This is a genomic window from Microvirga sp. HBU67558 (assembly GCF_018069605.1).
Classification (GTDB): domain Bacteria; phylum Pseudomonadota; class Alphaproteobacteria; order Rhizobiales; family Beijerinckiaceae; genus Microvirga; species Microvirga terrae.
On the sequence record NZ_JAGPUP010000450.1, the window covers coordinates 1 to 15,820 of the forward strand.

The window sequence follows — 15,820 nt, forward strand, 5'->3', positions numbered from 1 at the left end:
ACAAGGGCGTCGCCGTCAGCGGCCGCGCCTATCTCGGCGCAACCGCAGACCTCGGTGCATTCGAGGCGAACGTCGCAAACCAATCCAACGATCCACCGGCTCTGCCGCTGGCGGAGATGGTGATCCTGTTCGTTACGACCGCGCTGCAACGGATGAAGATTCTACAATGTCTCTGACACACGCGTTCTGTATGAGAACTGGGCGGGAATGACGAGCAGAGCAAGCAGAAGAAAAAGCGTCGGTTGCGCCTCCAGCCCGCCCGACTTCATCGCCGCGATTAGAAACGCAAGCGCTACACCGAACATCACATGGAAGTACGGGAGAAGTGCCTTCTCGCGCGCACATGCACGTCGGCGGCTCCGGACGAACTGAATGACCGCACTTGCGTACAGGCAGAGATAAATCGACATTCCCGGAAGACCGGTGTCAGTGGAGGCTTCAAGGATCGGATTGTGACTCGGGTAAGTCGCACGCCCGAGCTTGTAGGGATCATTGCTGACCTCTTGGACATACTGTGGAAGCAGTGCCGCACCGTTGCCGATCCCCGCCCCGGTGAGCGGGTGGTCGTAGATGAGGAGCCGGCTGGCATCCCAGAGTTCCGCGCGACCTCCTAAATTCCCTCCCTCACCTTCCATGAAACGCTTGCTCAAGCCCCCCTCCAGAAAAGGAGCGCCGAGCACAGCCCCGATGACGATGAACACGCCGATCATACCCCACGGACGCGTCGGTCTCGAGAATGCAAAGGTTACCAGCACGATCACGACGGCGATCGTACTTCCTCTCGATCCACTCAACGCCACCAGGACAACGGTGAACAGGACATAGGCGATGCTCACCGTCAGCATGAGCCGGCGCTTCACGCCCTCCGAACGGAAGACGGGCCAGATCACCCCCGGAAGCATCAGAAGCAAAACCATTCCCAATGCATTTTCGTTCATGTTGAGCACCTTGAGCCGGTCCCCAAGGGTGAAGTTGCCCAAAAGTGCAGCATAAATTCCCCCGATCACAATGATCCACGCGTTCAGACGAAGAACACGCATGAGGCCATCCAGCGCTCGCAGAGATTTAATCTGATTTGTAATGAGGAAGATCAGCAAGAATCCAATCGCATAAGCAACCAGCTTCTTACGACCCTCTACGATATCCGGTGCCCAGAGGAGGCTTACGATACCCCAACTCATATAGAGCGCCGTAATGACGCATATCATGTTCCATGTGATGGGTCGGCGATGAGCGACGGTATTCGACAGCCACGAAGCTAGGGCCAGTGCAGTCGTCAGGTGCACGATCGGGTCAAAGATCCTGTCGTCGAAGCGGATCCCGGTCGGTGTCAGGTGGAGAAAGAGCGCGATGTAGAGGGTTGTCAGAGGGCGCTGGAACAGAAAATACCCGATCGCTATGCCGCAGAGCCCCGCGGAGAACAGCCAGGGAGCGCGTGGATCGTTCGAGACGAGGAGCGCGAGCACGCCGCCCGCAGACAGAACTAGGAACAGAAGAACGCTTTGAGATCGGAATGCATCGCGAAAGTGAGCCATCGGGCCCTCAAACCGGTCTGTTGGCAAGGAGAGCGACCGAAGGCGTCCTCACCAGATCAGGCACCGCCTTCGTCAGAGCTTCACAGACTGCACCCAGACTGTGCCGTCGAGATACATAGCGCAGTCCGTTTCTCCCGTACTCTTCGTTCAAGGAATTCGTACGCGACAGCATGTGTACGTCCCTGACTAGGTTCTCCACATCTCCGCTACACCGTCCAAGGCCTTCACTCACGATGACACCGCCCGGGTCGACCGTGAGTGATACGACCGGAATTCCAAGGCTCCAGGCCTCAAGCATGGTATTCGGGAATCCCTCCGCGCGCGACGTGTTCACAAGAACCCGGCTTTGGGCGAGGATCTCTCGGACTTTCTCAGAATGGAGAGGACCAAAATACTTGACGTTGCCGAGCCTTGCAATGCGATCCTCCAGCATGCCGAACTCGCCTTCACTCGTCATGAGATCGCGCCCACCGACGACGGCAAATTCGAGTTCCGGCAATGCAGCTGCCATATCGAGGAAAACGCCAAGTTGTTTCACCGGTCGGATCTGAGCGATCCAGATCGCATCATAGAGGGCCGCGCCGAGCCGCCGTGGGCTGTCCTCGATGAACCGGACGAGATTTGGCACCTGAACGGCGCGATCGCGCAGAGATGGTCCGAGCAACCGCTCCTGGCCTTCGTGCTGAATAGCCAGAGTGTCGGCGCCGATCAGCCCCAGTGCGAACAGAGGGCAATGAAACCATTTCTTGTAGCTATAAGACGACCATATCGAGCAATGCAGGTCGTTCGCCAATGCATAGATGAAGCGCACATTCCGGCGCTGTCGTGCGAACAGGCTCAAGACCCAAAGAAAATCGCTTGGCAGTCGAGCGTAGATGACATCCGGAGCCGCTGCATCCAATGCACGCCACATATGTCTGAGGCTCTGCACATTTTTCCATGAGGGAGCCGCGTCAATGCAGGTCACTCCGGAGATTACCTCCACATGCCCACTGGCCCGGCCATCGCCGAAGATCAGGCTAACGTCATGCCCAAGACCTGCCAAAGCGGCCGCAAGATAGGCGACCTGCGCCTCGGCTCCACCGGAGGTGCTTGTATCTCCTCCGAGGACTTTGACTGAGCGATACCCGGGGGAAAAGAAACACCACCGCAATGATTGGCTCCCGATCAGGAGATCACTGCTAGCATCGACCTTAACGACCAGCAACGGATCCAAATAGGTACTCCCGAATTACGGGAGCTGCGATGTTATTCATACCGATTTCACAATGGTTCGGTCGCACGGACTGGATAAACTCGTCGGGTACTCCGAAGCGGAGGGATTGCACGATCGCCCGGTGCGCTATGTTTGGCTGGAGCGCCTTGACGACGGACCCTGGCGTGGCTTGCGGAAGAAACTTGCGCAGCTCTCAACCAACAGTCCAGGCAAGATAAGCATCTGGTCAAGCTTCTTTAGCAGCAAACCTTTCCAGCTCTGCTCCGACAACACCAGATCGTGACGGGAACTGAAAATAGGACCGCTTATGCATGATCGACTTGGCTGATATGCTACGACCGACTTCGCGGCTCGTCTGCTGGACTGACACACGGATCGCCATCGCCGTGTTCAAGGGGAGATCTTCTCATGATGGCGCTTCAACAGGGCGAGGCAGATGAAATCCGCAGATACGCTCTCAGATCCGGCGGCCGCGCCGGCCGCCCCGGAGAGAATGCCGTCACAGGATGATGCAAAGAATCGCTTCGCCTTGAATGTAGGCACGAACATTGCCTACGTTGCGGCAAGCACGTTGCTCATGGTTTGGTATATCCCGTTCCTCGTCAAACATCTGGGCATGGCCGCCTATGGCATGATCCCGCTTGCGAATTCGCTCGTGATGTATGCCTCAGTCCTGTCGTCGAGCCTCGAAGTCTCAACCAATCGGTTTCTGGCGATCGACCTGAACCAAGGAAACAACGATAACGCAAATCGAACGTTCAACACCAGCCTGATGCTCTCACTCGTTGCATGCATCCTGCTGCTGGTTCCAGCGGGAGTCATCACCTACCTGTATCCCGTGCTTTTCAGCGTTCCTGCCGGCATGGAGAATGAGACCAGGCTTCTGTTCGCCGGAGCAGTCTTAACGATGCTCCTCTCGATCGTTGGAAGCAACTTCGGCGTCTCGAGTGTCATCAAGCACCGCTTTGACCTCTATAATATCGTGCGCACCCTCGTCATTCTACTCAGAACAGGCATTGTTGCAGTCGCGTTCGCTCTGTGGTCATCCAGCCTCTGGTGGGTCGCGATCGGGTTCATTGTTTCCGCGTGCCTGAACCTGGTTGGAAATGTTCTTCTCTGGAGACGCCTCACTCCCGAACTTCGCATCGATCCAAGAAGCATTGATCGAACGCGGTCCCGCGCACTGATCGATCTTGGTGGATGGGCATCGCTCAACCAGATCGGCGCTCTGTTATTGATGCAGATCGACCTGCTTGTGGTGAATGCATTCTACGGCGCCGATATGACAGGTCGATATGGATCAGTCCTGATCTTCACGACCCTGATACTGACGATGACCACGACTGTCGTCGGCGTGCTGAGCCCAGCCATCATGGCGCGCTTTGCCGTCAATGATATCGATGGCCTCACCCGTATCGCAGTCCGGTCCGTCAAACTGCTGGGCATCGGCCTCGCAATTCCCGTAGGCCTTCTCTGTGGCTTCGGCCGGCCCTTGTTGACCTTGTGGTTGGGCCCCGATTTCGCTGACCTCGATATACTGCTGGTGATCCTTGTCGGTCACCTCAATATAAACTTGGCAGTTCGCCCGCTGCTTTACGTTCTGACCGCGTTCAACCGGGTCAAAGTCCAGGCGCTGCTCACCGTCCTCATCGGCGTTATAAATCTTGGACTCGCCATCGCACTCGCCCGCTGGGCCGGGTGGGGTGCCGCAGGGATTGCCGCGGCAGGTGCACTCGCGTGGACATTCAAGAACGTCTTCCTGTTGTCCACCTACAGTGCATCCGTGATGAACCTGAAGTGGTGGACGTTCTATGTCCCACTCATAGCCGGCGCGATCGGCACACTGGGTCTGGCCCTGGCGGGGAGGCTTATCACGCAGCTCTGGTGGCCTGCGACATGGTTCGAACTCGGGCTGTATGCCTCCGCCCTCACCCTTGTCTATTGCGCCGTCTCGTACATCTTCAGCTTAGATCATTCCGACCGAGCTTTGATCTGGAGTTTGGCTCGTCGGAGGAACCATGGTTAACTGGCGTCGGCCGATCCTACATCTCTACGACACGTATGTCCGCCGCAATCCAGTTCCAGCCTATGCTTCGAGGTTGAACGAGTTCTATTCCCGGCCTGTGGAGCACCGCCGCGAGGTTCAGTCGAGACGACTCACCGACCTTCTGCTGCATGCCTCCCATAATGTACCGTATTACCGCAAGACCCTCGCACAACATGGGATCGTGCGGAACGGAAGTGTCGATCTCGATCGCTTTCGCGATGTTCCTATACTCACTCGTGACATCCTTCAAACGGAGTTCAACAATCTCCGGAGCGACGACTTGGCGTCACGAGACTGGTATGAGAACAAATCCGGGGGCAGCAGTGGGGAGCCGGTCAAGATCATCCAGGAGCGTCGCTACGAGCAATTAGGGCTCGCGACAGTTGCCATGCACTACCAGTGGGCCGGCAGAAGCCCGGGTGAGCCACTCGTAAAGCTATGGGGATCCGATCGGGACGTCATGGATGGAACGTTGGGATGGCGCAACGAGCTTAGCAATTTCATCCGAAATCAGATCTTCCTGAATTCCTTCAAGATGAGCAGGGTCAACCTGGAGCGGTATGCAAACTCCATTCGGAAGGTCCGTCCAGTGGTGATCGAAGCGTATGCGGAAAGTATATACGAACTAGCCCTCCACATGAACGGCTCCGATATCGAGGATGTCGGCATCCGGTCCATCATTACAAGTGCCGGGACATTGTTTCCCTTCATCCGAGACGAAATCGAGCGAGCATTCGGCTGTCCTGCTCTGAACCGATACGGGTCACGGGAGGTCGGGAGCATCGCAGCGGAACGAACGGCAGGCGCGGGTCTGGAGGTCTTCTCATACACGCACCTCGTCGAAGTCGTCGATGATGACGGGAGGCCATGCGGCCCCGGCGAGGAAGGAAATGTGCTCGTCACCTGCCTGACGAACTTCGCAATGCCGATTATTCGCTATCGGATCGGCGACCGGGCACTCGTCGGCGACGTGGCTCCGACGCCGATCCAGTCCATCGAACGTCTCCTAAATGTCACGGGGCGGAGCTCAGATGCGTTCGTTCGCGACGACGGTTCGACTGTTCCTGGAATCTTCTTCATCCATTTCCTGGGTATCGTGCATCAGGCAGATTGGCTGAAGAAGGTCCAGATCATCCAGCAAGACTACAATAAGATCCTCGTCAGAATGGTTTTGGCGGCACCGCCTCCCCTGCCCTCGTTGGAAGAGATTCGTGCATCACTGCAGCAAATAATGGGCGGTGATTGTCAGGTCGAGTTCGAAACGGCTGACGATATTCCGCCTCTGGCATCGGGAAAGTACCAGTATACTCAGTCGCTTGTCCCGCGCTCCGGGCCACCCGGCTGATATCGGCGCTCGAGCGAAAATGGTTCATCGGGCGCTTTCGATCTGTCTCGCCCCTATGAGGGGTGTTGCGTCGCACGTCGGATTCCCGCGAACTCCCGCTGCAATCGCCTGTAAGCTCGTGAGGCGAGATCCCTCATGCTCCAGTCCCTATGGATGGGAGGCTTGGAGTAGTAGTAGGCGACGACGCCGTTGTGGAGCTTGCAATGGAATACGGGCTCCTCAGTCCGCCGCAGCTTTCTAGCATTCCAGGCGAGCCATCGTTCGAGGCGCGCGTTGATGTGCTTCAAATTTGCGAGAACATTGGGCCCGTCTTTGATCGACGGCGCCTGATTTCCCTCCCAGCCTGTGACAAGCAGCTCGACCAGCTCCAGCTTGCCGGCGCGGATCTCGAAGACTGGGACGAGTGACTCGCGGTTGGGCGCTGCATGATTGATTTTAACGTTCTTCACAAATCGTCCGTCCTGAAACGATCGTGCATCGACGGGCGAGAAGAAATAGTTTCCGATTCCATGGAAGATCCAGCAGTCCTTATATTTCTCATAAGTCTGGATAACGTGAGCATGGCAACCGACCACCGCGTCGGCACCGGCGTCGATCGCGAGCCGGCCCAACCGGACTTGGTCGGGAACCGGGTATGGCGACTGCTCGCACCCCCAATGAAGAAATACGATAACGAAATCTGCTTCTTTCCTCGCCTTGTTAATCGCCCGCCGAAGGGTTTGGACGGATATGGGTGGGATACCGGGCTCCGTGTGCGTCGCAATGCTTTGACTGTTTGTCGTCAAGCAGCACAGAGCCACGATGCCGACCTTGCCGTCTTCGCTCTCGATAATGCAGGGGTCGAGCGCCTGTTCAAGAGAGTTTCCGTAGCCAAGCGTCTTGATTCCGGCTTTTTCCAGATTGGCGACCGTGTCTTTCAACCCTGCAACGCCGGCGTCCCCAGCATGGTTGTTCGCGACAACCGCAACCGAGACAGGCTTCAGCTGCTCGGCGAGAGCCGGACTCGAACATAACGTCGCCCACTTGAAGGGATGCGGGCTCGGCCTCTCACTCAGGGCGAACTCAACATTCGCGACGATCAGTCCATCTGGGCCTACTCGGTTCCTGACATCCCCGAAAAGGTCGAACCGCTCGTTTTCTTCCCTGGATGCAAGCACTTCATCAGAAAGATACACATCACCAAGAAACGCCAGCCTCATAATTGGAATCCTATTGCCACGACTATCTGATTGCGATCCTGCGCAGAGTCCGCATGAGGTAGGAGGATCCAACACAGCGGAGCGTTGACGGGACTTGGGTCAATTGGGCGGCCAGCGCTTGGAATGACGGGCGCGGCCCTCGTCAGTTGACCGAGGCGGCTCGCGCCCCGGTGTATCTCACCCTGATCTCGACGACGTCGCTCGGTGCGATTTCCGTGTCCTCGTCGGCGTCCACGCGCACAGTCTCACCGTTCTGCTTGCGATAGATGACAACATCGATCGCCCGACGCCGCTCTCCGCCGTCCAATTGCTCCAGCGACTCTCCGGCCATCACAAGCTGTTCGCCGAGGGCATCAAGTTGGGCTTGATTCTGTGCGAGTTGAGCGATCGCGTCCTGAAGGTCCTGCGGCAGCTTGAGCGTTTGAGGGTCATCGCTCTCAAGACGCCTTTGCGCTTCTTGCCTCGAAATCTGTGCTGCCGCCAGACGGGCTCTCGTGTCCATCTCGCGACTCTTGATGAGAACTGCCGCTCGCTGCTCGTCGGTAACGCGCCCTGAGGCAGCCAAGCCTCTCCGTGCGAGATCTGCGACCCGGTCAAGCTCGCTGACCTGCTGGGCGACGGCCTCCTGGTCTTGCTTCTGGCCTTGCTCGAGGGCAGCGACCTGGCTGTCGGCTAGCTTAACCGACGTGCTGAGATGCTGCTTCTCCTTTTGTTTATCCTCGATGCGCGACTTGAGACGGCGAATCTCGATCTCGGCAATTTCCGACAACGCTTTTTCGAGCGGAGCATCTACAGCTCCGGCTGGAGCCGGCGACCTCTGATAATGGGGATCGATGTTGATCTCCGCCTTGTTCTGCAGTTCGGCCCGCAGGCCCGCGACCCTGACTTGGCTCTTGGCGACGTCGCCCTTCAGAGCCCGGTACCGCCCCCGCAATTCGGCAACGGCCAGCGGAGTGATATTGGCGGCCTGCAGCGTCGAATAGCCTCCGGCGATCGCTATCGCCTGTCGCACGGTACTGCCGGAGCGATAGGGATACGCACCAGCTCTCATCACGTCGCCTTGTATATAGAAGGGTCTGGCCTCTACAAGCTGCACCGCGATATCGGTGCTTCGGATCGAGCTGCTTGTCGTGAGCATGCCCGTTACGGTGGCACGGAGTCGCGACAGTGAAACACCGGCCGCTGGGACCTCGCCAACGAAAGGAATCACGATGTTCCCGTCGACATCCACGGTCGTACGGCGCGTTATCTGCTCATTCTTGCCGAAGACGGAGACTTCGATCACATCCCCTTGGTCAAGCACGTATTGCGCCCGCGCCTGAAAACATACCAGTGCTGTCGAGACCAATGTCAGTAGACGCAGTCTTGCCTTCCATGACTGCCATGGTTTCCGTTTCGACGCACGGAAAGAGATCATCGATTTGTCGCCCGTGCCGATGTGGATGCGCGCGGGCTGAGCAGCTCTCGGAGCCGGTTCGGACATTCTAGCCTCCGTTTGCCATGACGTTGAATGCCGTGAAGACGCTGCCGTCCGTGACGCGGCGTATATGCTTCAAGTTCGCCTGAAGGTCGGCCGAGCTGGTCCTACCAGCACTGACAACGTAGAGGACGTAGTTTGCCGACCCCAATAGGAGCAGCCCCTCCGCGTTTTCCATTACCGGGGGCGCAATCAGGAGGACGAGGTCGTAGTCCGCCTGCAATTTCCGTACAACCTCTGACATTGCTTCCACCCGGAACGCGCGCTCCGTGGATTCATGCCCTGCTCCTCCAGCGGCGATGATCTTGCAGGTCGAATCTGGATCGCTTTGGATGACGTGCTGCTTGTCAGCCGTGCCGATCAGGAGATCTGTGAAGCCGAACTCATTGTTCAAGCCGAGCATTCCGTCCAGCTTCGGTTCACGTATATTGCAGTCCACGATCACGACACGGGCTCCAGCAGATGCAGACACGCGTCCTAGAGAGAGTGCCAGTGTCGTTTTGCCCTCGTTCGACTCCGTGGACGTAATCAGCACAGACCCGAGTCTCGTGCTCCTCGTTGCCAGCGTAAAGTTATAGTAGAGCTTGCGGATCGCTTCCATGTAGAGCGAACCTGACTCCGTGAGCGGACCCTTGATCAGATTGATAAGTGCCTTCTTTCGCCGCCATTTCATCTGGGGGATTGAAGCCAGATTATGAGCGGCCGTTGCCTGTTCAAGTTCACCCTCGGTACGGATCCGGCGGGTTCGCACTTCCCGCAGATAGGCGACGCCGAGCGCAAAGGCGAAGCTGAACGCGGTACTCACAACAACGCCGACCGTTCCGAGGAGCATTGCACCCGGGAAGTCAGGATTACGAGGCGGACGAGCGGCCGAGATGAGACGAGCATCGACGCTCACGCTGTCTCGCTGTTTCTCAAGCTCATGCAGACGAGCCTGTGCATCCTGGTAGTCTTGGCGCAGTCCGAGTTGCTGGCCGGAGCTCTTGAGCTCAGCGTCCAGTTCGCTCAACCGAGTCTTCAGCATCGCCTCGACCTGCTCGACCGCCCTCAGCTTTGCAGATCGCTGCTCCTCAAAGTATGAGGCTGCATACGCGTTGGCCACGTAGGCAGCGAGAACCGGGCGAGTGAATGTCGATTCGATGGCGATGACATCGGTCAGGGCGCGCCGCCGGATTTGAACGTTCTCCTTGAGAGCTCTCAGTCCGATAGTTTTGCTCCGCGGGAGTGGATCCGGCATGATAGAGTCTGGAGTGCCGCCCAAAGCGAACCCTTGACCGGGCGTGGCAGGGCTCGACCCATCGTTCGACGGACCCAAGACCGAGGCGATGAAATCCGACAGAGGTTGAGTGACTGCGGACATCGCGACCGAGAACTTGCTTGGCTCCGGCGAGAACTCGGGCGGCAGTGTCGGGCCGAGCTTCTCGAGGACGCGAAGGGCCACGTTCTCTGACTTCAGAATTTCAACCTCCGCGTCAGCATTGAGCTGCGGCAGGTTCCGGAGGTCCGGCGTCGGCGTCGCAAGCAATCGCGACGCTCCCTGGTCCAGAATGATCACTGCGGTCGCGGTGAACTTGTTCTCAAGCTTCGAGAACCCGATGACGGAGGCCAAACCCACGAGAAGGGTGAGTGATACGACCAGTCGGATGTGCCGACGCAGCAGGTCAGTAACAACAGACCAGAACTGTGCGAGATCAACGCGGTCCTCATCTGCCGAGCGCGGTGGCGATGCGGGCGAGTGCACCCTGGCGGAATCGGCGGAGGCGGCACCATGATCGGCGTGATTATCATCCATCCCGAGGTCCGGAGCGAGCCTGCTCACGGTACTGCTTCCGCGCAGGGGCCGCATGGTCACATCATATTTCATTTGCATTCCTGACTCGGCGTCTGTTCGTCGTGCCTACATGGTACCGTCCGAAAGTCTCCGATCCTCCCGTGCGGTCGAGCAGGTTCAAGCAATGAGTATCATAGGCCGTCGAACATGAGGTGCGAGTGTCTCGTACCTACCTCGGACGAGGGATGCTCGGGAGAGAATTTCTCTTCATGAGCCTCGTGCGAATGCTAAGCTGTTCTTCTGCCAACGACGTTCTCTCGCGCTAAACCGTTCGATTATCGGCGTTTCGGACCATCAATGGCGTTGCCCGGCCGCCCTCTCAGCGTTAAACTTCTCATTTGTAACGCTCCTCCGCATGGGCGATTTGGTTTATCATACCGGCGGGTCAGTTCTACGATTTGGAGGTAGGCAGTCCACTTGGTGCGCTCACGTTCCTGCTGCACCTGCCGTTGGTCCCGCCACCGATGTCAGCCGCTGAAGGTCGCGCTTCAGTCCGGCCCTGACAACGCAGTCGAGGGCTGCCAGTGCTCTGCTGAGCGAAGCGGTCCAACTCGCACTGGCTTCAGCACGGAAGTTGAACGCAAGGTGCCTGCGGCTGACGGCGGGATGGCTTGAGACTGGTTGCCACGTCTGTCACGGACGCAGCAAGCCCACCGCTCGTCCCAGCATCCCATGCTAGGTGATGAAACTGAGTTCGCGCCGGACACGGCCGCTGTCGAGTCGCTCCCTCCACCAGCCGATCGTCTGCTCCAATCCATCCTCGAGGGCCGTCCGAGGGCGCCATCCCGTCAGCTGTTCCAGACGAGAGCTGTCGGCGAGCAGAGCGCGGACCTCAGAGGCTGCGGGCCGGAACCTCTGAGAATCCTCGACCACGGGCTTGGAGCATCGCGTTGTATCGACGATGAGCGATATCAGGTCCGAAACGGCGACAGCTCGGCCACTCCCGGCATTGTAAGCTCGACCGTACTCGACCTGCGGCGCCTGACCGACTGCCATGAAGGCTGCGGCGGTGTCCTTCACGAAGGTCAGATCACGGACAGGGCTCGTGTCGCCCACGAGAATGGCCGGACAATTTGGATCGAGAGCTTGCCGGATGAGCGTCGGGATGATCGCACGTTCGCTCTGCCGCGGGCCGAACGTGTTGAACGGACGAAGGATTACCACCGGGAGATCGAACGACCTTGCGAATGCCTCGGCCATCATATCCGCGCCGATCTTCGAAGCCGAGTACGGCGATTGACCTTGAAGGGGATGACTTTCTGTGATCGATGAATCGAGGACCGTGCCGTAGACCTCACTTGTCGAAGTCTGCACGACCCGTTGCGTGTTCCATTCCCTGGCCGCCTCGAGAACATTCAAGGTGCCGATGACGTTGGTCTCGACATACGCTTGCGGCATGACATAGGATTGCGGGATCGCAATCAGCGCAGCCAGATGAAAGACGACATCTTGGCCTTTGACGATGCGGTGAACCAGCGCAGGATCCCGAATGTCGCCCCGAATGATCTTCAACTTTGCCCTGGTGCTCTCCGAAAGGTCATCCAGCCATCCATGGCTGTCGAAGGAGTTGTACTGACTGAGAGCGGTGACCTTTGCGCCCTGCTCCACGAGCGCTTCGGTCAAGTGGGATCCGATGAAGCCATCTGCGCCTGTAACAAGGACCTTTACATTCTTATAGCTCACAGGTTGCTCCTCTCAGGCGTAACTGTTTCCAAGGATTTGTGCGCGATATTGGCGGCATGGAACTCCATCCGGCCCTTGACCTCGGATGAAGAGAGAACAATCGACGAGGCGCGTCTGAGAATGGCGATTGCAGCTTTGAACATGCAGGCGATGTCAGTCGTCAGAGTGCGCCTGCTATAGTACTGCAGGTCCATGTCAGCTTTCATCGGGAAGAGAACCGCACGGTAGAACGCTCCTGGATCCGGGTGTCCGGTATAGAGATCGCTCTCGTTCCTGAAGGCGATCTGTGTCGGACCTACGATGCCTGGCTTGTACTTCAGCACTTCCATGTACGGTCCTGAGAAGCAGTCAGCGAAGGCGAAGGATTCCGGCCTCGGACCGACGATTGCCATATCTCCTCTGAGAACATTCAGGAATTGCGGAACTTCGTCGAGCTTCGTCGCCATCAGGATCTTGCCGACCTTTGTCGAACGATCGTCGTTCTCCAGCGTCAGAGGAGATCCATCCGGGCCGCAGTCGCAGCGGAACTTGCGGAACTTGTACATGCGAAACGGACGCCCGTTGTGCCCGATCCGCATTTGCGAGAACAGGATCGGACGTCCTGTCTCGAGAGCTATGGCAAGCGTGACGAGAATGATTACCGGACTGAGGATCACCAGAGCCGATAACGATATGACGATGTCGAGAAGGCGCCTCACAAGTTCAGCTCCTTTGCGGATTTCGGAAAGACCACCTGGACTGTTGGGGGCAGCCGACGCCCTCACCTAGCGGCGAACGGAGTCCGCCAGTGATTGGACGATCCTTTCGACATGCGCCTCCTCAAGCCTCGGATGGAGCGGAAGTGTGAGTTCACGCCTCGTGTAATCTTCCGTTTTCGGAAGCCTGACTGACGGATAGCGTTCCTTGTAGATCGCCAGATGATGGACTGGCGGATAATGGATCGTGGTCTGGATTCCGTCCTGCCTGAGGCCTAGGATGACGTCCTGTCTGTTCGTCTTATCGGGCAAGACGACAGGCATGATATGGTAGGCCGAGCTACGCTCGTCGTCGAAGGGAACCACGACGTCCGGAGCGTACTCGCCGAGCATCTTTCGATACAATGCGGTGAGCCCCTTCCTTCGGGCGTTCCACACGTCAAGGTGGCGGAGCTGAACCAGTCCTAGAGCAGCTCTCAGCTCGTCCATACGGTAGTTATAGCCCAGCATCGTTACGTCGTAGGTAAGCGTCGGGTTGGACACGCGCTGGAACGTGCCGCTCGTCAGCCCATGACCGCGCAGTTGCCGGATCCGTGCACGCAGTGCATCGTCTCCCGTGACAACGGCGCCGCCTTCCGCCGTCGTCATGTTCTTGTTGCCGTAGAAGCTGAAGGCTGCGGCAACTCCGTAGGTTCCGGCCTCGGGCAGACCGGTCGCATGGGCAGCATCCTCGATCAGCATGAGGCCACGCCTTTCGGCGAATTCCCGCCACTTCTCACGATCCGGCAGGTATCCGGCATAGTGCACAAGAACCACCGCCTTCGTTCTCGAGGTGCACTTCGCTTCCGCGTCCTCCAGCGACATGAGCGGAACATGGTCGGACACGATGTCGACGAAAACCGGCGTCGCTCCCACGTAGAGGACACAATTCGCCGTCGCGACGAACGTCAGCCCTGGAACCAGAACCTCATCGCCCTCCCCCAGCCCGAGAGCCAGCATGATCAGATGGAGGCCGGCGGTACAGGAGCTCACGGCAACCGAGTCCTCCGTTCGATGGATGTCGGCGAATGCCCGTTCGAACAGCTGAACTCGTTCTCCCATGGTGATCCAGCCGCTGTCGATGACATCCGTCAGCGCCGCTTTTTCTTCGGGTCCAAGGATAGGCTCTGCTACAAGCAGCATGTTTGTCTTCCTGATCGCTGAGTTGTCGTGGCGGAGGATCTGGTTCGTTCTGGCCTAGATGGCGGCAGCCTGGTGTGACGGCACCTGGCCATCCCAGTCGATTTCCTGAGCTTTATGGAAATCATCGACCCGTCCGATATCGAGCCAGAGACCGCTATGTCGGAACGTATGGACCGGAACGTTCTTCTGCATCATGCAGAGCACGAGATCGTCGAAGCCGAAGGGCGTGCCGTTCGGTATGAACGGAAGCACATCCGGTTCCATGCAGTAGATCCCCATGCTCACGTGATTCACGAGCGTCGGCTTCTCTCTGAATTGCACGACCACGTCGCCAACTTCGTCAATCACGCCGAAATCCAGCTTGGTGGGTCTGGCCGTTGTCGCGATCGTCAGAGGGCCACCGTGCCTCCGGTGGCTGCCGGTGAACGCGCTCAGGTTGAGATCCGTCAGGATGTCGCCATTCAGCACCAGGAACGTGGTGTCGAGCTTCTCGCGCAGCAGAGACAGCGCGCCGACGGTTCCAAGCGGCTCGATCTCCTGCGTGTAGATGATGTTGATGCCCCACTGCTCTCCGTTCCCGCAGAAGCTCCGGATCAGATGTCCGAGGTATCCCGTGGTGATGTAGATTTCTTCGATGCCGCTGCGGCGAAGCCAATGGAGCAACAGCTCGAGTACCGGGCGCGCGCCGATCGGCATGAGCGGCTTTGGCAGGACTGACGTATAGGGTCGAAGACGGGTTCCTCTGCCACCTGATTGAATGACTGCCTTCATGCCTCGTCTCCTCCGGATAGACCGATATTCAACCAGCACAGCAGGCGAAGCCAACGCGAGAAACGGCACCAAATTCTCTACGCCTGAAATACCATCAGTAATTTCGGCCGCGATTTTCCTTGCGCCCTACTGTCTGGGATCTTATTCAGACTAATGAACGCAGCCCCGAAAAGATACATCTATGAGTAGTGATGGCGGCTCTCTTAGGGAGTACCAAACCATTTACTTTTGCTCATTCTGGGGAGGGGGCGCGATTGCTGTTTCCCTGAAGTACGAGCGCGGGAAATCGGGCGCGGCATCGCCGAGTTTAATCCTGGCCTTGAAGGTGCAATCCACTATCCGCAGGCCCTGTCATCGAGCTCGCAAACCGGTGGGCGAGGCCGCCAGAGGAAGCCAAGCATGGGACATGTTGGCTCGCTGGCATGACCATAGACCTGAATTGTATCGGCGAGGTGCCGCGGATTACGCATCCGCCTGCCCGCCGAACTTCGGCGCTGTTCCGCCACAGCATCCGCCTATGTCGGCCAGCTTCCGTCCCGAGCCGATGCGAGCTTGAGGATGCCTAAAATCAACCGCGACCGAGAAGGACGTTCTTTGACGCGACACCGGGCATGAGGGCAATCCGATTTCGCAGCAGGAATAGCCCGGAGAGCCACGGTGGTACGCCGCCGTAGGTATGTCGCGACGACTAATTGAGGCGCAATGTTGTCAGAACATCGCGGGAGGAACTTCTCAATGACAAGTATTGTCGCGTCAGCGGAGTTAATCGGCTTCGACGGCAGCCGAAGCATCTACCGGGTCGATCTGAGCCAGCTCCCCTTCAGCACCCTTCAGGCCAT

General features: G+C 58.1%; 11 protein-coding genes. 2 read left to right on the forward strand and 9 right to left on the reverse strand.

All coding sequences use genetic code 11. From position 1 onward, the window contains the following. Positions 1–161: 161 nt before the first annotated feature. On the reverse strand, positions 162–1,535 hold the full coding sequence (locus KBI52_RS05775) for an O-antigen ligase (protein WP_173945275.1): 1,374 nt from the start codon (positions 1,533–1,535) through the stop codon (positions 162–164). Positions 1,536–1,542: 7 nt separating this feature from the next. Then, on the reverse strand, positions 1,543–2,751 hold the full coding sequence (locus KBI52_RS05780) for a glycosyltransferase family 4 protein (protein WP_210806013.1): 1,209 nt from the start codon (positions 2,749–2,751) through the stop codon (positions 1,543–1,545). A gap of 436 nt (positions 2,752–3,187) precedes the next feature. On the opposite strand from KBI52_RS05780, the gene KBI52_RS05785 reads away from it, so the two are divergent. Continuing rightward, a complete protein-coding gene (locus KBI52_RS05785) occupies positions 3,188–4,777 on the forward strand; it encodes a lipopolysaccharide biosynthesis protein (protein WP_210806015.1) in 1,590 nt (529 codons plus the stop codon). Next, positions 4,770–6,143: a phenylacetate--CoA ligase family protein gene (locus KBI52_RS05790; RefSeq protein WP_173945278.1), complete on the forward strand. Its 1,374-nt coding sequence runs from the start codon at positions 4,770–4,772 to the stop codon at positions 6,141–6,143. The genes KBI52_RS05785 and KBI52_RS05790 overlap by 8 nt, the downstream gene beginning before the upstream one ends. A 53-nt stretch (positions 6,144–6,196) precedes the next feature. Here KBI52_RS05790 and KBI52_RS05795 read toward each other — a convergent pair whose 3' ends face one another. The 7 genes from KBI52_RS05795 to KBI52_RS05825 form a co-directional block, all read right to left on the reverse strand. Beyond that, positions 6,197–7,342: a CapA family protein gene (locus KBI52_RS05795; RefSeq protein ID WP_210806017.1), complete on the reverse strand. Its 1,146-nt coding sequence runs from the start codon at positions 7,340–7,342 to the stop codon at positions 6,197–6,199. A gap of 142 nt (positions 7,343–7,484) precedes the next feature. Then, positions 7,485–8,825: a polysaccharide biosynthesis/export family protein gene (locus tag KBI52_RS05800; protein WP_173945280.1), complete on the reverse strand. Its 1,341-nt coding sequence runs from the start codon at positions 8,823–8,825 to the stop codon at positions 7,485–7,487. Position 8,826: 1 nt separating this feature from the next. Further along, the gene (locus KBI52_RS33965; protein WP_210806019.1) at positions 8,827–10,638 is read right to left on the reverse strand and encodes an AAA family ATPase; all 1,812 of its coding nucleotides are present in this window, start codon (positions 10,636–10,638) and stop codon (positions 8,827–8,829) included. A 687-nt stretch (positions 10,639–11,325) separates the two neighbouring features. After that, positions 11,326–12,333: an SDR family NAD(P)-dependent oxidoreductase gene (locus tag KBI52_RS05810; protein ID WP_173945282.1), complete on the reverse strand. Its 1,008-nt coding sequence runs from the start codon at positions 12,331–12,333 to the stop codon at positions 11,326–11,328. Beyond that, positions 12,330–13,031, reverse strand: a complete 702-nt coding sequence (locus KBI52_RS05815; protein ID WP_262266475.1) for a sugar transferase — start codon at positions 13,029–13,031, stop codon at positions 12,330–12,332. Before KBI52_RS05815 ends, KBI52_RS05810 begins: the two co-directional genes overlap by 4 nt. Positions 13,032–13,097: 66 nt before the next feature. Further along, positions 13,098–14,210: a DegT/DnrJ/EryC1/StrS aminotransferase family protein gene (locus tag KBI52_RS05820; protein WP_210806021.1), complete on the reverse strand. Its 1,113-nt coding sequence runs from the start codon at positions 14,208–14,210 to the stop codon at positions 13,098–13,100. A gap of 54 nt (positions 14,211–14,264) precedes the next feature. Next, on the reverse strand, positions 14,265–14,981 hold the full coding sequence (locus KBI52_RS05825) for a sugar phosphate nucleotidyltransferase (RefSeq protein ID WP_173945285.1): 717 nt from the start codon (positions 14,979–14,981) through the stop codon (positions 14,265–14,267). Between the last annotated feature and the right edge of the window lie 839 nt (positions 14,982–15,820).